Origin of the sequence: Sorangium sp. So ce726 (genome assembly GCF_051521405.1) — a bacterium.
GTDB lineage: Bacteria > Myxococcota_A > Polyangia > Polyangiales > Polyangiaceae > Sorangium.
On the sequence record NZ_CP150349.1, the window covers coordinates 9,867,793 to 9,883,563 of the forward strand.

At 69.6% G+C, this 15,771-nt stretch carries 14 protein-coding genes; 4 read left to right on the forward strand and 10 right to left on the reverse strand.

Annotation, left to right across the window (positions count from 1 at the left end):
- Positions 1 to 10: 10 nt before the first annotated feature.
- From WME79_RS36730 to WME79_RS36755, 6 genes are all read right to left on the reverse strand, one after another.
- Positions 11 to 901 carry a carbohydrate kinase family protein gene (locus WME79_RS36730; protein WP_437524718.1) on the reverse strand — a complete coding sequence of 297 codons (891 nt, stop codon included), beginning with the start codon at positions 899 to 901 and terminating at the stop codon, positions 11 to 13.
- A complete protein-coding gene (locus WME79_RS36735) occupies positions 898 to 1,845 on the reverse strand; it encodes a pseudouridine-5'-phosphate glycosidase (RefSeq protein WP_437540010.1) in 948 nt (315 codons plus the stop codon). Before WME79_RS36735 ends, WME79_RS36730 begins: the two co-directional genes overlap by 4 nt.
- A 105-nt stretch (positions 1,846 to 1,950) precedes the next feature.
- On the reverse strand, positions 1,951 to 2,757 hold the full coding sequence (locus tag WME79_RS36740) for an ABC transporter permease (protein ID WP_437524721.1): 807 nt from the start codon (positions 2,755 to 2,757) through the stop codon (positions 1,951 to 1,953).
- A gap of 80 nt (positions 2,758 to 2,837) precedes the next feature.
- Positions 2,838 to 3,674, reverse strand: coding sequence for an ABC transporter permease (locus WME79_RS36745; RefSeq protein WP_437524723.1), 837 nt, complete (start codon positions 3,672 to 3,674; stop codon positions 2,838 to 2,840).
- Positions 3,671 to 4,669 carry an ABC transporter ATP-binding protein gene (locus tag WME79_RS36750; protein ID WP_437524726.1) on the reverse strand — a complete coding sequence of 333 codons (999 nt, stop codon included), beginning with the start codon at positions 4,667 to 4,669 and terminating at the stop codon, positions 3,671 to 3,673. The genes WME79_RS36745 and WME79_RS36750 overlap by 4 nt, the downstream gene beginning before the upstream one ends.
- 82 nt (positions 4,670 to 4,751) lie before the next feature.
- Entirely contained in the window at positions 4,752 to 5,618 is an 867-nt protein-coding gene (locus tag WME79_RS36755; RefSeq protein WP_437524729.1) for an NmrA family NAD(P)-binding protein, read from the reverse strand.
- 125 nt (positions 5,619 to 5,743) lie between these two features.
- Between WME79_RS36755 and WME79_RS36760 the strand changes: the two genes are divergently transcribed.
- Entirely contained in the window at positions 5,744 to 6,682 is a 939-nt protein-coding gene (locus WME79_RS36760; protein WP_437524732.1) for a LysR family transcriptional regulator, read from the forward strand.
- A 9-nt stretch (positions 6,683 to 6,691) separates the two neighbouring features.
- Here the strand turns inward: WME79_RS36760 and WME79_RS36765 are convergent, their stop codons facing one another.
- From WME79_RS36765 to WME79_RS36775, 3 genes are all read right to left on the reverse strand, one after another.
- Positions 6,692 to 7,456, reverse strand: a complete 765-nt coding sequence (locus WME79_RS36765) for a hypothetical protein (protein WP_437524735.1) — start codon at positions 7,454 to 7,456, stop codon at positions 6,692 to 6,694.
- Positions 7,457 to 7,796: 340 nt separating this feature from the next.
- Complete coding sequence (locus WME79_RS36770; protein WP_437524737.1) at positions 7,797 to 8,255, reverse strand: hypothetical protein; 459 nt, start codon at positions 8,253 to 8,255, stop codon at positions 7,797 to 7,799.
- Entirely contained in the window at positions 8,252 to 8,383 is a 132-nt protein-coding gene (locus WME79_RS36775) for a hypothetical protein (RefSeq protein ID WP_437524739.1), read from the reverse strand. Before WME79_RS36775 ends, WME79_RS36770 begins: the two co-directional genes overlap by 4 nt.
- A gap of 196 nt (positions 8,384 to 8,579) precedes the next feature.
- On the opposite strand from WME79_RS36775, the gene WME79_RS36780 reads away from it, so the two are divergent.
- Positions 8,580 to 9,563, forward strand: a complete 984-nt coding sequence (locus tag WME79_RS36780) for a phosphotransferase family protein (protein ID WP_437524741.1) — start codon at positions 8,580 to 8,582, stop codon at positions 9,561 to 9,563.
- 63 nt (positions 9,564 to 9,626) lie between these two features.
- Here WME79_RS36780 and WME79_RS36785 read toward each other — a convergent pair whose 3' ends face one another.
- Complete coding sequence (locus tag WME79_RS36785; RefSeq protein ID WP_437524744.1) at positions 9,627 to 10,268, reverse strand: hypothetical protein; 642 nt, start codon at positions 10,266 to 10,268, stop codon at positions 9,627 to 9,629.
- A 444-nt stretch (positions 10,269 to 10,712) separates the two neighbouring features.
- On the opposite strand from WME79_RS36785, the gene WME79_RS36790 reads away from it, so the two are divergent.
- Together WME79_RS36790 and WME79_RS36795 are read left to right on the forward strand one after the other, a co-directional pair.
- Complete coding sequence (locus tag WME79_RS36790; RefSeq protein WP_437524746.1) at positions 10,713 to 11,600, forward strand: fibro-slime domain-containing protein; 888 nt, start codon at positions 10,713 to 10,715, stop codon at positions 11,598 to 11,600.
- 781 nt (positions 11,601 to 12,381) lie between these two features.
- Positions 12,382 to 15,648 carry a glycosyl hydrolase 115 family protein gene (locus WME79_RS36795; RefSeq protein WP_437524749.1) on the forward strand — a complete coding sequence of 1,089 codons (3,267 nt, stop codon included), beginning with the start codon at positions 12,382 to 12,384 and terminating at the stop codon, positions 15,646 to 15,648.
- The last annotated feature ends 123 nt before the right edge of the window (positions 15,649 to 15,771 follow it).

The window sequence follows — 15,771 nt, forward strand, 5'->3', positions numbered from 1 at the left end:
AGGCTGCCGCCTACTCCGGCTGCCCACCCAGCTGCTTCACCGCCTTCGATCCCGCCTCGATCCCGCGGCGCAGGCACTCCGCCTCGCACGCGCCCTGGAGCTCCGCGGTGATGAACCCGGCAGCGAACGCATCGCCGGCCCCGGTCGTGTCCACCACCTCGACCTGAGGCGCCGGCTCGTCGAGGCGCACGCCCTGCCGTCCGCCCACCGCCGCGCCCCGCGCGCCACGCTTGATGATCACCCGCTCGAAGTAGGCGCCCAGCGCGATCATCTGCGCTCTGAGGTCACCGGTGCCCGAGAGCGCCTCTGCCTCGTCGGCATTGGCGAGCAGCGTCGATATCCCCCTTGTCCACTCAAGGAAGGTCCCGACCCCCACCTCCCGCAGGAAGCCCACGGACGCGGCGTCGAGGGCGATCGGGACGCCGCGGCGCCGCGCCTCTTCGGCGAGCATCAGCACTGCCCGCCGAGGCCCTTCGGCAAAGAGCGAATACCCCGAGATGAGCACCAGCCGCGTCTCGTCCAGGAGCCCCAACGGCATGTCGGAAGGCTCGAGCGCGAGGTTCGCCCCACGGTCGGTCAGGAAGCTCCGCTCCCCGTCGGCGTCGACGAGGATGACCAGCACGCCCGACGGATTCTGCGGGTCGGCCACGAGGATCGGGTCGACATGGAAGCTCCTGAAATAGGCGTCGAGATGCGGCTTGTCCCTGGCTCCAACCCGGGCGACGAACGACACCTTCGCTCCCATCGAACCGAGCCACACCGCCTGGTTGGCCCCCGAGCCTCCCGGCCGGCTCTCGATCTTGGCGCGCCGGTCCGAGCCGCGCACCAGCGGCCCCTCGGGGCGGACGATCACGTCCGTCATCACATCGCCGACCACGAGCACGCGGTCGGCCTCGCTCATGCCTTGGCCTTCGACTTCGACTTGGGCCTGGCCCCGAGCTCGCTCATCGCCACCGCGATCTCCGCCGCCACCGCCGCGTTGTTCTCGACCAGCGCGATGTTCGCGATGAGGCTCTTGCCCTCGGTGAGCTCGAAGATGCGCTTCAAGAGGAACGGCGTCAGGTCCTTGCGGCTCACCCCCTCTGCCTCGGCGCACCTGATCGCCTCCTCGATCCGCGCCTCGATCGCCTTGGCGTCCATCGCATGGCTCTCGGGGATCGGGTTGGCCACAAGGACCCCGCCCATGCCGAGCTCGAACTGCAGCGCAATGACGCTGGCCGCTTCCTTGGCGCTCTCGATCCTGTGGTCCACTTTCTGCCCGCTCTGCCGCGCCCAGAAGGCCGGGAAATCCTCGGTCTTGTAGCCCAGGACCGGCACGCCATGGGTCTCCAGCGTCTCCAGCGTCTTGGGGATGTCGAGGATCGACTTGGCCCCCGCGCAGACCACGGCCACTTGCGTCTGACTCAGCTCCTCGAGATCGGCGGAGATGTCGAAGGTCGTCTCGGCCCCGCGATGCACGCCGCCGATGCCCCCGGTGGCGAACACCTGGATACCGGCCCAGGCCGCCGCCATCATCGTGGTCGCCACGGTTGTCCCGGCCAGCCCGCCCAGGACCAGGAGCGCCGCCACGTCGCGCCGCGAGGCCTTGGCCGCCTTGCCGCCCCCCCTGGCCAGCCGCTCGAGATCTTCCCCCTTCACGCCCACCTTGAGCTTGCCATCCATGATGGCGATCGTCGCCGGAACGGCCCCGTTCCGGCGGACCACCGCCTCCACGCGCTGCACCATCTCGAGGTTCTGCGGATACGGCATGCCGTGCGTGATGATGGTCGACTCCAGCGCGACCACCGGCCGGCCGTCAGCAAGCGCTTTCCTGACCTCGGGCGAGATGGAGAGATAGTCCTTGATCGACACGCTGAGATCCTTGGGCGACGAGGGTTTGGCGGCTATAGAGGCGCCGGGCGCGAGCGTCAAATTCTGCCCTGTTCAGGAGGTTCCAATCCGTTTATCGCTCTAGGATCCAGTGGACTGGTACCGCCGCTCCCCGAAGCGCCAGATGCGCAGCGACACGAGCAGGAACGCCACGCCCACGAGCGGCGACGCCCAGCGCGCGGCCTCGGGCAGCGCGGGGACCGTGGGGCGATCGAGCAGCGCGCCCGCGGGGATGTAGCTCACGAACGCGAGCGGCACGACGAACGTGAAGAAGCGCCGGAACCAGTCGCGGTAAAGGGTCAGCGGGTACTGCGCTGCCTCCGTGCCGCCATAGGTCAACGCGTTCATGATCTCCAGCGACTCGACCGTCCAGAAGCACAGCGTGGCCTGGAGCACGAGGAGCCCATAAAACACGCAGGCGCCGCCGACGATCGCGCCGGCGAGCAGCGCCAGCCGGGCTGCTGTCCACGCCACGCTGAGCGCGCTACCGGCCCACAGGAGCATCACGAGGCCGACCGCGAGCCGCCCTGCGCGCAGGAACTGGAACTCCCCGGTGGCGACCTGGAACGCGGTGGAGCGCGGGCGCAGGAGGAGCCGGTCGAAATCGCCCGACTTCACCATCGCCGAGAAGGTGTCGAACCCCCGGCCGAACGACTCGGCGAGCGCGAACGAGACGTTGACGAGGCCGAACAGCAGCGCCACCTCCGCGAAGCGCCACCCTCGGACCGCGCCGAACCGGTCGAACAGCGCCCACGCCCCGAGCAGCTCGATGCCCACCGTGATGAACTGCCCGACAGACCACATCACGAACGACGCGCGATACTGCATCTGCGCCCGCAGCGACGCGGCGGCGAGCCGGAGGTAAAGCCTCGTTGCATCGAGCGACATCTCGTCTGTTCCTCGCCTCGCCCTCGCCTCGCCCTCGCCTCGCCCTCGCCTCGCCCTCGCCTCGCCCTCGCCCTCGTCCCTCAGCCGCCCTGCACCACGAGCCGGCGCAGGCCGCGCGCGACCATCGCCCTGCCGAGCGCCACGAACGCGGCGGTCCACAGCGCCTGGTGCAGCAGCACGCCCGGGAGCGCCCCCGCGGGCAGGTGCCCGAGGTAGAGCCGGAACGGCGCGTCGACCATGCCCCGGAACGGCAGCGCGTCGAACCACGGCAGCATCCACGGCGGAAACAGCGGCAGCGGCACGATCATGCCGGAGGCGACGAGCACGAGCGACGGCACGATCCGCGCAATGCCGTCGCCGGACGTCGTCCACAGCATCGTCGACGTCACCGCCGTCGCGAACGCGCCCACGAGCGCCGCCGCGCCGACCATCGCCGCCGCCCACGCGCCCGCGGCGGCCAGCGACGGCGGCAGCCCCATGCCGAGGAGCGGCACCGCGACCGCGAACATCGGGACCGCGCGCAGCAGCGTCGGCGCGACGCGCGCGGCGAGCGCGCGGGCGAGCCAGAGCGCATGCAGATCGAGCGGGCGCGCCAGCTCGTAGCCCACCGCGCCGGTGCGGATCAGCTCGCGCACCTCGGGGTCGGGGTTCGTCGAGAAGGGCAGCAGCTGGAAGAACGCCTGTCCGAGCCACGTGTACGTGATCGCCTGTCCGAGCGCCATCGGCGGCGGCGCGCCCGAGATGGCGTTCCCGTAGAACGCCTCGAGCACCATGACCTTGATGAACCCCCAGAACAGCTGCGTGCCGAACCCGGCCGCGGCCGCGGCGCGGTATTGCAGGAGCGCGCGGCAGCGCGCCCGAAACACGGCGACACAGGCGGCGAAATGGGCCGCAAAGCTCCCGAACGGCGCGCTCACGGCGGCGCCCCCGCCTCGCCGCTCTCGCCATAGAGCCGCGCCACGATCTCGTCGATGGGCGGGTTCTGCACCAGGAGATCGCGCACCGGGGTGCGGGCCGTGACGCGCCCGACCAGCTCCGCCGTCGAGATCGCGGCGGGGTCGAAGCGCAGCGTCACGCGGTCGCCCTCGCGGCGGATCACCTCGGCGCGCGGCTCGGCGATCTCCGCCGCGGGGTCCGCCAGGTCCACGATGAGCCAGCGCTCCGCGGTGACCTGCGCGCGCAGCGCCTCGAGCGAGCCGTCCGAGAGCACCCGCCCCCCGGCGATGAGGATGACCCGCGAGCAGAGGGCCTCGATGTCGTCCATATCGTGCGTCGTCAGGATCACCGTGACGCCGCGCTCGCGGTTGAGCCGCTGCACGAAGCGCCGCACCGCGAGCTTCGAGACGGCGTCGAGGCCTATCGTGGGCTCGTCGAGGAAGAGCAGGTCGGGCGCGTGGAGCAGCGCGGCCGCGAGATCGCACCGCATGCGCTGGCCGAGGCTGAGCTGCCGCACCGGCGTGTCGAGCAGCGGCCCGAGGTCGAGCATCGCGACGAGCTCGTCGCGCGCGCGGGCGTGCTCGGCCGCGCCAACGCGGTAGATGTCCCGGAGGAGCTCGAACGAGTCGATCACCGGCAGATCCCACAGGAGCTGGGTGCGCTGGCCGAACACGACGCCGAGCCGCCCCACGTGCGCGACGCGCTCACGCCACGGGACGCGGCCGGCCACCTCGCATCGCCCCGAGTCCGGCACGAGGATGCCCGCCAGGATCTTGACCGTCGTCGACTTGCCGGCGCCGTTCGGCCCGATGTACCCGACGAGCTCGCCCCGATCGAGCGAGAACGAGACGCCCGCGAGCGCATCGACGGCGCGGTAGCGCGGGCGCACGAGCCCGGCGAGCGCTCCCAGGGCGCCCGGCCGGCGCTCAGCCACCCGATACGCCTTGCGCAAATCCTCGACGACGATCAGCGGCATGCCGGCGGCCAGGGTCTCACGGGCGGCCCAGGAGCATACAGGACCTCGGTCGAGCGGCCAGCGCCGCGAGTCCCGAGCTCGGTCAAGCCGCCAGCGCCGCGAACGCGGCCTGCGCGCCGACCTTGCCGCGCACCACCGCGCCGTCGCGCCGCTCGAAGTCGATGTGGCCGCTGTGAAACGACGCGTACATCTCGCGGTAGATCGCCGCCATGGGCGCGGACACGCCGAACGACGTCAAGACCGGCTCCACCTGCTCGAGCGGCAGCCGCACCACGCGCGCCTCCCTGCCGATGAGGACCTCGCCGAGCGCGCGCGCGATCGCCTCGGGGGTGTAGTCCTCCGGCCCGGCGAGCTCGATGACCCGCCGGCCCGCCGGCCCGGCGAGGAGGCGCTCCGCCGCAACCCGGCCAATGTCCTCCGTCGCGACCATCGGGAAGGCGCGCCCCGGCTGGAGGAAGCTCGGGAGCACGCCGTCGCCCTTCACGGCCGCGAACACCGAGCGCCAGTTCTCGAGGAAGTACGCAGGTCGGACGAACGTCACGCCCCGCGCCACGGCGGAGAGCCTCTCCTCGGCGTGGTGCACCATCACGATCGGCCCTGTCCCCTCCGCGTGGTGCGCGGCGATCGACGAGAGGAAGACGACGTGGGGGACCGCGCTGGCCGCGATCGCCCGCGCCATGGCGTCGACCTGCGCCCTGCTCTCCCCCAGGGGATCGGCCGAGGCGACCGACGTCGGGCTCAGCAGGTAAGCGCCCTTCACGCCCTCGAGCGCCCGCGCGACCGCCGCCACGTCATCGAAATGCGCGACCGCGACGTCGGCCCCCCTCGCCTTCCACGCCTGCCCCTTCGCAGCGTCGCGGACGATGACCCGCACCTTCTCCCCGGCGGCGAGGAGCTCGCGCGCGACCACAGACCCGGTGTTCCCAGTGACTCCGGCGACAGCGAACATGGATGTCTCCCTTCGAGCGGTGGATGCGCGGCCTCTCCCCCTGCGGGAGCCTCGCCGCGCGCTCGATGGAGGACGTTTTGCGCTGACTTCGGTCAGCTCTCCAATGCATGATTGCGATGCGCATCATGACTTCCGCGCATCTCTCCGGGATCGACCTCAACCTGCTCGTCGCGCTGGACGCGCTCCTCCGCGAGGCGCACGTGACGCGCGCCGCTGCGCGGATCGGCCTCACCCAGTCGGCGATGAGCCGGTCGCTCGCGCGGCTGCGGGACGTGCTAGGCGATCCGCTGCTCGTGCGCACCGGCCGCGGGATGCGCCTCACGCCCCGCGCCGAGCGGCTCGCCCCGGCGCTCGGGCGCGTCCTCGCCGAGATCACCGCTGTCCTCGCGGATGGGCCCCGGTTCGACCCGCGCACGGCGGAGCGCACCTTCACGATGACCTCGCCCGACTTCGGCGAGGCGCTCGTCCTGCCACCCTTGATCGAGCGCCTGAGCCGCGAGGCGCCGGCCGTTAACATCGACGCCCGGGCGAGCGCGCAGGATCCGTTCGGCGCGCTCGAGGCGGGGGAGCTCGATTTCGTGCTGATGGCACAGCGGGCGGCGAGGCCCGCCATCGTCTGGACGCCGCTGTTCCCGGAGCGCTTCGTGTGCCTCGTCCGCGAGGGGAACCCGGCGGCTTCGCGCAAGCTGACGGCGGAGCAGTTCGCCGCGATACCCCAGGTGCTCGTGGCGCCCGAGGGGAGGCCGGGGAGCGTGATCGATGATGTCCTCGCCGAGATGGGCCTGCGGCGCCGGGTGGCGGTCCGGGTGGCGAGCTTCATCGCCGCGCCGGAGGTCGTGGCGAGCTCGGACCTCATGGTGACGCTGCCCGAGCGGATCGCCGCGAGGGCGCAGCGCTACCTGCCGCTCCGCACGATGGAGCTCCCGTTCAAGCTGAAGGGGTTCACGCTGGCGCTCGCATGGCATGAGCGGATGCGGCAGGACCCAGGGCACGCCTGGTTCCGGGCGCTGGCCGCGTCGGTCGGCCAGGAGCTGAAAAGGAGGCGAGCGGGCGAGGAGCGCTAGCGCGACGCCTCACTCCGGCTTCGCGAGCGGCGAATAGCGGCTGTAGCGGTAGTCGTTCGAGGTCGCGTAGAGCACGCCCGGGGGATTGCGTGAGTCCCCGGCGGCGATGCAGGCCCGGTACCAGGGGTAGCAAGCCTGGAGCGTGCCGTAGACGAACGACGGCACGGTCGGCGCGCCGCCCCGTTGCACCCAGCACGCGACGGCTGCGCCGGTTTGCGGCTCGATGAGGCAGTAGCGCTGCATGTCAGAGGCGCAGCCCGTGCAATCGGTCTGGATGGCGTTGATCGCATGCCCGACCGTCGTGCAGCCGAAGCTGAAGATCGCTGCATTGAGCCCGTTCTGCTGCGCTTGCCACCAGAAGCCGTTCGCGAAGTTCGAGCACACGTACGAGCCAGGGGTATAGGTGCATTGCTGCACCGTGATGTTGCCCATCGCCGTCGCCAGCGGAGTGCCGCCCCACGTACCGAGGCTGGGTGCGGGTGGGCACGCGGTGCCAGGCGGAACGGCCGTCGGAGCGGAGTCGTCCTGCACATTCCCGCTCGGCTCCGCCACGACCTCAAGGAGGTCGGTGGGGTCTGGGGCCTCGTTGCGCAGGACGCACGCGGATCCCGAGCTGTCATCACACTGCGCCACGTCGCTGGTCATGGCGTAGGACGCAGGCTCCAGGTCGAGGTCGTCGATCTCGCCGCTCGAGCTCGAGCACCCGCTCAGGACGCCGAGCAGGTTCACAGAAGCGACGAAACCCGCCGGGAGAACCATCGCATGACGATTCATTAAGAACGCCTTTCTTGCGGTGAAATGCAACGCTCCGCGCCTGTGGCGCGCACGGCTCCACAGCGCAGCGCGCCTCCGCGTGGGTTACGCGCGACGTCCGACCCCGGTTCCCTCCTCGGGCGCCATTGCTCAGCGGGCCGCCCGCCCTCCTCCAGCCCCCATCGGTCACCAACATTCACGTGAACGTGAACGTTTACGTGGACGTTTACGTGAACGTGGTCGTGGTCGTGGTCGTCAACGGTAGGCCGTGAACGACCACGACCACGTAAACGTTCGGATGTAGGAGAACGCGGCGCGAAGCTTGGTTAACGCCTATGCCCCGCCCACCTTCGACCGGCCCTCAATCCCGGATATAAACGCTCAGCCCCTCGAACCTGGCCGAATTGTCCCTGTTCGCGAGCCTCGCCACGACCCGGATGGCGTCGCTCCCGCCGGCGGGGACCGTCATCGCGCAGCTGCCGTTCAGGTGGGTTGCGCTCGATCCGCACCCGGCATCGCCCTCCAGCTCGAAGCCGTTGCACGCCATCGTGCCGACCGGCGCGCCTCCTCGGAGCAGGGTCACCTCGATGCGCACGTCGTTCACGCCGCTGTGCTCGTAGCTTTCGGCGTGCACCGGGAACTCGAGCGCCTTTCCCGCCGGAAAGGAGAGCGCCTTCTCGACGGGGGTGTCCAGGCCCGGCAGATCGACCTGGCCCGCCGTCGGGCCCAGGCAGCTCAGGAGCAGGCCGACCCCGAGCGCCGCGGCGGCGGCGCGCGCACGGTCCCGGTTCGCAGCGGTCCGCAACAGGGGCGCGCTCACCCGCCGGCCTCCTCGAGGACGTCGCGCCCCCAGGAGAAGGCGGCGACCGCACCGGGCCCGCCGGGCGCCGAGGAGCAGATCGCGACGACCTGCTCGATGGAGGTTTCCGGGGCGTCGGGTCTCTGCATGCGGAATGCTCCTCTCAGGCGGACCGGGTGAGCTCGGGGAACGACGTCTCCCGCGGTGGATTATCCGACGACTCGGGCCCCGCCACCAGGTCTCCCTGCTCGCGCAGGCCCGCGGCCCATCCTCACCAGGAGCGCGCGCAGCCCCATTCCGCGATGGTCGCGCCGGCGCGCGCGGGTTACGGTACCCGCCGCCTCGATGCCGCCCGATCACAGCGCGCCCCCTGGCGATCGATCCCTGTTCCCATCGTTCGACGGCCCCGGCGGCTTCGACCGGATCCGCGCCGACCTCCCGGCCTTTCTCCCGGCGATCCGCGCGGTGTGCGAGCGCCACGGGCTCTCGTTGGGCGGGCTCTCCGCCTTCGCGCACGGGACCAACGTGGTCGTCGCGAACGACGCAGGCCAGATCATCAAGCTGTTCCCTCCCTTCCTCCGGCACCAGTTCGAGGCCGAGCGCCTCTCGCTGGGGCGCTTCCACGGGAACGTCCCCGTGGCCACGCCGGAGCTCCTCTGGCAAGCGGAGCTCGAGGGATGGCCTTATCTCGTGATCTCGCGCCTCCCGGGGCGCACGCTCGAAGAGGCCTGGCCCGCGATGAGCGGCGCGGAGCGCGCCGAGGCGCTCGCCCGCGTCGGCGAGATCATGAGGGCCGCCCACGCGCTGCCCACCACTGGGCTGGAGAGCATCGATCTCGGCTGGGATGCGTTCCTGGAGCGCCAGATCGCCGGATGCGAGAGCCGGCACCGGCGGATGGGCTTGCCCGAGCGCCTCGTCTCGCAGATCCCGGCTTACCTCGAGTCCGCCCGCGCTCTCCTGCCGAGGTCCGTGGTCCCGGCCCTGCTGACTGGCGAATACACGCCGGAGAACCTCCTCGTGACCCAGGCGGACGGGAGGTGGCGCGTCACCGGCATGATCGACTTCGCGGACGCGTGCCTCGGAGCACCCGAGTACGATCTCCTGGGCCCGTGCCTCTTCCTGTCGGCCGGCAGCGCGGACCTCCAGCGCGCCTTTCTCGGCGCCTACGGATACCCGCCTACCGACCTGGGCCCAGCGCTGAGCCGCAAGCTGATGGCCCTCGCGCTGCTGCACCGGTACAGCAATCTCAGGTTCCAGCTCAGGCTCGAGGGCTGGGAGTCCCAGGTCTCCTCCCTCTCCGAGCTGGAACTGACGATCTGGCCGTTCTGACGGGAGATCTGCCCGTCTCCGCCCGCGCGCTCGGCAGCCCGCGGCCGGCGCGCCCCGCCGCGATCACCTCGCCGCGAGCAGGGCGGCGACGTCCTCGCAGGCGTGCTCCTCGACGGCCCGGCAGTTCGTCACGTCACCCCACGGCAGGAAGGCGCACTCCTCGGTGTCGGCTTCGCACGCTGCTTCGAGGTCCGGAGAGACAACGAGGTCGCAGATCTGATGTTGCGACAGCTCCCACACCGGCGTCGGCCCGCACTCCTCCGTCCCTGGGCTTCCGCAGTGCCTCTCGCGGGTCTGCACCAGCGCAGTGCCGTCACCCAGCACGAAGATCAGCGATTCGGTCTCGTCGATCCACGGGCCAGGGGTGAGCAGCGAGCCGAGGACGCCCGTGCCGCCTTCGAGCACGAGCCTGGCCGCGCAGGGGAGCGTCTCTGGCGGGAACGCAGAGAGGTGCACGACGACCCGCTCGCAGCTCAACTCGAAGCCGCAAGCGAAGAGATCCAGGGCCGGATCGGGCGTATCCGCCCCGCCGCCCGACGTGGTGTCGGACGACTCCGGTCCGGGATCCGCGTCGTCGCCCCTGTCCGCCTCCGCCTCGGTCTCGGCGCCGTCCGAGCCCTCGACGACGCGCGCGCAAGCGATGACGAAAGGAAGCTGCGCCGCTGCCAGCAGGAGCGCTCCCTGGATGATGCGATGTGCCCTCATGGTGTTGCCCTTTCGACGAGTGTGCGGAGACTGTGCCAGGCATGGCGCACAGCAAGCGGCGCGCCACACCGTCCTCGCATCGCGGCGGGGCCGTTGCGCTCCGCGGCTCCAGCCCCCATCCGCAGGCGGACAGCGGCGGGGCGACGTCGCACGCCGGAGCGCCACGACCACGACATTGACGCGCCGCCTTCAGCCCTTGCCGTTGACCCATTATGACACAAAAACGGCCAGCGGACCCACCATCCGGCACACAACGACGCAAACCCGTGCCTCGAAGCTCTGTTGGAGCGCCCGAAAGCCTCCTCTTGCAATGGCGCTGTTCTCGAAGCAGTATCGCGGCGGAACGGGCCAGCCTCGCTGTACCCTCTCTTGGTTTGTTTGTAATTAGTCTTACTTATCCTCGTTCGCTTCGGGGCAGGGTGACTTATGCGGCATCTGGGGGTTTTGAATGTCGTTGCGGCGTCGCTCCTGGCAGCGCTCTCGACGGTTGGATGCGCGAGTGATGACTCCTCCTCGCCGGACAATGGCACCGACGGTGAAGCCACGAGCGGCGGTGATGGCGCCGCGTCTGGCGCGGGCAACGGCAGCGGCGGCGGCAGCAGCGTCGGCGCGACCTCGGGCGACCCGTTCGATCCGGTCGGCAACGTCGGCGGCAGCGGGACTGGCAGCGGTGGCGGCGACGGCTGCACCCCCACGCTCACCGGCGTCATCCGCGATTTCAAGGCCTACGACTATGGCACGGGCGAGGGGCACCCCGACTTTCAGACGTTCGGGGCCTGCAGCCTGAGAGGCATCGTCGAGCCGGAGCTCGGGCCCGATCACAAACCCGTCTATGCCCACGAGCAAGGTACGGAGTGCACCACGGGCCCGGAGGAGTTCGCGCAGTGGTATCACGACGTCGAGGGCGTGAGCTCGCCGGTCGAGTTCACCTTCAACGTGACGGCGGATGCCCAGGGCAACATCGTTTATCAGAACAACGCCTTCTTCCCCATCGACGAGCGCGGCTGGGGCAACGAGGGCTATCCGCACAACTATCACTTCACCACCGAGCTCCACATGAGCTTCCACTACAACGGCGGTGAGGTCTTCACCTTCTCCGGCGACGACGACCTCTGGGTCTTCATCAACGACAAGCTCGCCATCGATCTCGGCGGGCTGCACGAGGTGGAGACCGACTCGATCGACCTCGACGCGCGCGCCGCGGATCTCGGGCTGGAGATCGGGAACGAGTACTCGCTCGCCCTGTTCCACGCCGAGCGGCGCGCGACGGATTCGAACTTCAGCCTCCAGACCACGCTGAAGTTCACGAACTGCGAGCCCATCATCTACTGAGCGCAGCGCCTCCAACAAGGATGCGAGGGCCGCCTTCAGAGCCACTGGAGAACTCTATAGACACTGTCATTCACCGCCGCTGCGGTAAGCCAGGAAACGCGCGCACCAGGCCACCGCCACCTCGACGCATGGCGGCGTCCCGCCGTGCGCCGCGATCACGAAAACGGGCGCCGACCCGAAAAATCGAGGGGATTGCGTGATCAGATCGGCGCGCTGCGGGAATTCTCCCGGGCCACACCAGCGAGGTGCAACCTGGGTGACACCCAGCCAACTTGTGCAGAGAAGGCGTACTCTGCCTCCGAGCTTCATCTGTCAACAACTATTGACCACGGAACCCAGCCCGACCGCAGGAGACGCGGCGCAGCGAGGGGCCCTTCGCGCCGGACCGTGTCCGCGCGTCAACGGCGCCTCGCTTCCACGCGCTTCCGGCGGCCCGGAGCGGGCGCGTCCTGTCCGGCGCGGCCGGTGCGGGTCGAGCCTGCGGGCCTCGGGACCGTCGGTGTGCATGTCACGCGGTGGTGATCACCGGGATCGCCACGGCGTGATCGCTCGGAACAGCGCCTCGTGATCACGATCACGATCGCGCGGATCGCCGCAGGGATTTGGACGATTGCATAGGAGCGCCCGGCCTCAGCGCCGGAGGTCACGGCCCGTGTCCAGCGCGGGCGCGTCGACGACGCCGGTCAGCCGCATCAACGAGGGAAACACCGTTATGAGTTACGCACGCATGGTCATCAGGAAGGGTCGAATCGGATCCTCGCTACTCTGCTTGCTGCTCCCCATGTCGCTCGCTTCGTTGACCGCCTGCGGGTCGGATGGAGCGAAGGGCGATCCGGGGGAGCCGGGCGCGCCCGGCGAGCCGGGGCCGCAGGGCCCGCCCGGCGAGACGCCGGTGTCGCCGGTCGACCCGGTGACGGGCTCCCTGGAGAAGTACGTTTCAACCGAAGGTGGAGCGGGTCGCTTCCCCCTCGCCGTGGGCGGCAAGGTCGCTCCGCTGGTCGTCAGCGAGAGCGATTATGCGGGCGTGAACCGCGTCGTGGGCGACCTCGCGGCGGACATCCAGCGGGTGACCGGCACTGCCGCGGCCGTCGACAACGAGATCCCGGCGTCGGCGAAGGAAGTGGTCCTGGTCGGGACGGTGGGCAAGAGCCCGATCATCGATCAGCTCGTGGCGGACGAGCGGCTCGACGTCTCCGGCTTGACGGGGAAGTGGGAGACGTTCGTCACGCAGATCGTCGAGCAGCCGGTGGAGGGCGTGGACCGAGCGCTCGTCATCGCCGGCAGCGACCAGCGCGGCACCATCTTCGGCGCGTACGACCTCTCCTCGCAGATCGGCGTATCGCCCCTGTACTGGTGGGACGACGTCCCGGCCCAGAAGAAGCAGGCGCTGTTCGTGCTCCCCGGGCAGCACACCCAGGGCGAGCCGAAGGTGAAGTACCGCGGCTTCTTCATCAACGACGAGAACCCCGCGACGGGCAACTGGGCGGCCAAGATGTTCGGGCCGGGCAAGGCGGAGGGCTTCCCCGGAGGCCTCAACCACCTTTACTGGGAGAAGATCTTCGAGGTCGCGCTCCGCATGAAGGCGAACTACATCTGGCCGGCCGTCTGGGGCCGTGCGTTCGCCGAGGACGACCCGGAGAACCACGCGACGGCCACGCGGTACGGCGTCGTGATGGGGACCTCGCACGAGGCCCCGATGATGATGGGCATCGAGGAGTGGAATCGCCACGTGGTCCCCGAGGTGAAGGACTCGGCTGGCACCGTCACCAAGCCGAAGACCGATCCGTACGGCGGCACGGGCGACTGGCGCTTCTCGGTGAACGCCGAGGCGCTGAAGAAGCACTGGACCAAGGGCATCCAGCGGATGGTCAACGAGAAGTTCGAGGGCGTCGTCACGCTCGGCATGCGCGGCCCCGGCGACGTCAGCCTGCCGCCGGCGGACGGCATCCCGCTGATGGAGGACATCGTCGACTCCCAGCGGAAGATCCTCGCCGACGTGACGGGGCAGGACGTGACGACCATCCCCCAGGTCTGGACGCTGTACAAGGAGATCCAGGGTTACTGGGACGCCGGCATCACCGTGCCGGACGACGTCACGGTCGTCTATTGCGACGACAACTGGTCCAACATGAAGCGCCTGCCGGAGCTCGGCACGCAGCGGGCCGGCGGCTTCGGCCTCTACTACCACTTCGATTACGTCGGCGGCGGGCGTAACTACAAGTGGGTCGACACGATCCTCCTGCCCAACGTCTGGGAGCAGCTCCACCTCGCCTACAACTACGGCGTGGATCGGCTCTGGGTCGTCAACGTCGGAGACTTCAAGAACGAGGAGCTCCCGCTCCAGTTCTTCCTCGACTACGCGTGGAACCCGGACCGCTGGCCGGTCGAGCGCATCGGCGAATGGGAGCGGCGGTGGACCGAGCTGCAGTTCGGCTCGGAGCACGCGGACATCATCGCCGACATCCTGCACAGCTACTCGCTGCTGCAGTCGGATCGCAAGCCGGAGCTGACCAACCGGAAGATCACCGTCGATTACGATCTCATGGTCAGCGCGCCCACGACCGACGTCCCGGATCCCGACACGGCCGCGATCACGTACGACGACAGCGCGAGCCCGTTCAGCCTCACGAACTACCGTGAGCTCGAGAGCGTCACGGAGGAGTGGGAGGCGCTGGCGTCGCAGGCGGAGTTCGTGGAGAGGCTCCTGCCGGAGGAGGCGCACGACGCCTACTTCCAGCTCGTGCTCTACCAGGTGAAGGCGACGGCGAACCTGTACGCGCTGCGCCTGGCAGGGTTCAAGAACAAGCTCTATGCGGCGCAGGGGCGCGCGTCCACGAACGACCAGGCGGCCGTCGCAGAGGCGCGGCTCCAGGACGATCTGACGCTCGCCTCCTACTACAATAGCGATCTCGCCAACGGGAAGTGGGAAGGTTTCCAGACGCAGCCGCACATCGGCTACGGCGCGCCGGGGAACCCGTCCTGGCAGCAGCCCGAGTACCAGTACAACAACATCCAGGAGTTCATCTGGCCTGAGCTCGTCTCGATCGATGTCCCCGCGGAGGCGGAGCTCGGCGTGGCGATCGACGGGTCGAGCAACTTCTGGACGGGCGAAGGGGCAGGCGACGGGACCACCGCGACCCCCGTGCTGCCCGCGTTCAGCCGGTATCAGACGCAGCCCGAGCAGTACATCGAGGTGTTCAACCGCGGCAGCGCGCCGCTCGAGTACACGATCGACGCCGCTCTCCCGGTCGAGTGCCCCGCCGGCTGGGCCGCGAACACGCCGTGCCCGCCGTGGCTGAACGTCTATCCGAGCCACGGTGTCGTCGACAAGGAGGTCCGCGCGACGGTGAGGGTCGACTGGGTCATGATCCCCACGAACCAGACGTTCCCGGTCGATGTCCCGATCACGGTCACGGGCTCGGACGGGAGCTCGGTGGTGGTCACGGCCCGCGTCCAGGACCCGCGGCAGGTCGCGTGGAAGCCGAACCGCTTCATCGAGGCGAACGGCTATGTCTCGATGGAAGCCGATCACTACAGCCGCGCGGTCAGCACGGATGACGTCGAGTGGAAGCTGCTCCCGGACATCGGGCGCACCGGGTCGGGCGTGACGCCGTTCCCGGTGACGGCCGAGGCGCAGGAGCCCGGCGGCGCGTCGCCTCGCCTCGAGTACGACATGCACCTCACGAGCAGCGGCCCGGTGAACGTGTATGTCTACGTGTCGCCCAGGAACAACTTCCAGAACTGGGAGGAGGGCCTGCAGTACGCCGTGTCGTTCGACGACGGTCCGGTCCAGAAGGTCAATACGAGCCACGCCGTCGAGCTCAACGGCAACGGCAACAAGATCTGGGAGCGGCACACCTCGGACAACGCCAACATCATGCGCACCAAGCACACGATCGCCGCGGCGGGTGACCACACGCTGAAGGTGTGGATGGTCCATCCGGGCGTGATCGTCCAGAAGATCGTGGTGGACGCCGGTGGCGTGAAGGAGAGCCTCCTGGGCCCGCCCGAGAGCTACTGGATGGGCAAGGGGCCGGAGCAGCAGTAACACATCGTCTGTAAGCAGTCCGAGGGCCCGCCGCGCACACGCTGTGCGGCGGGCTCTCGCCATTTATGCGCCCCGGAGCGCAGGCGCTGTCTTGAGGTCGCGTGAGCTCGGCGGCATGAGCTG

Bases quoted from the DNA above. Each gene is read 5' to 3' on its own strand.
- WME79_RS36730 (WP_437524718.1), bottom strand. From the start codon at position 901: ATGAGCGAGGCCGACCGCGTGCTCGTGGTCGGCGATGTGATGACGGAC.
- WME79_RS36740 (WP_437524721.1), bottom strand. From the start codon at position 2,757: ATGTCGCTCGATGCAACGAGGCTTTACCTCCGGCTCGCCGCCGCGTCG.
- WME79_RS36750 (WP_437524726.1), bottom strand. From the start codon at position 4,669: ATGCCGCTGATCGTCGTCGAGGATTTGCGCAAGGCGTATCGGGTGGCT.
- WME79_RS36755 (WP_437524729.1), bottom strand. From the start codon at position 5,618: ATGTTCGCTGTCGCCGGAGTCACTGGGAACACCGGGTCTGTGGTCGCG.
- WME79_RS36760 (WP_437524732.1), top strand. From the start codon at position 5,744: ATGACTTCCGCGCATCTCTCCGGGATCGACCTCAACCTGCTCGTCGCG.
- WME79_RS36765 (WP_437524735.1), bottom strand. From the start codon at position 7,456: ATGAATCGTCATGCGATGGTTCTCCCGGCGGGTTTCGTCGCTTCTGTG.
- WME79_RS36775 (WP_437524739.1), bottom strand. From the start codon at position 8,383: ATGCAGAGACCCGACGCCCCGGAAACCTCCATCGAGCAGGTCGTCGCG.
- WME79_RS36780 (WP_437524741.1), top strand. From the start codon at position 8,580: ATGCCGCCCGATCACAGCGCGCCCCCTGGCGATCGATCCCTGTTCCCA.
- WME79_RS36785 (WP_437524744.1), bottom strand. From the start codon at position 10,268: ATGAGGGCACATCGCATCATCCAGGGAGCGCTCCTGCTGGCAGCGGCG.
- WME79_RS36795 (WP_437524749.1), top strand. From the start codon at position 12,382: ATGTCGCTCGCTTCGTTGACCGCCTGCGGGTCGGATGGAGCGAAGGGC.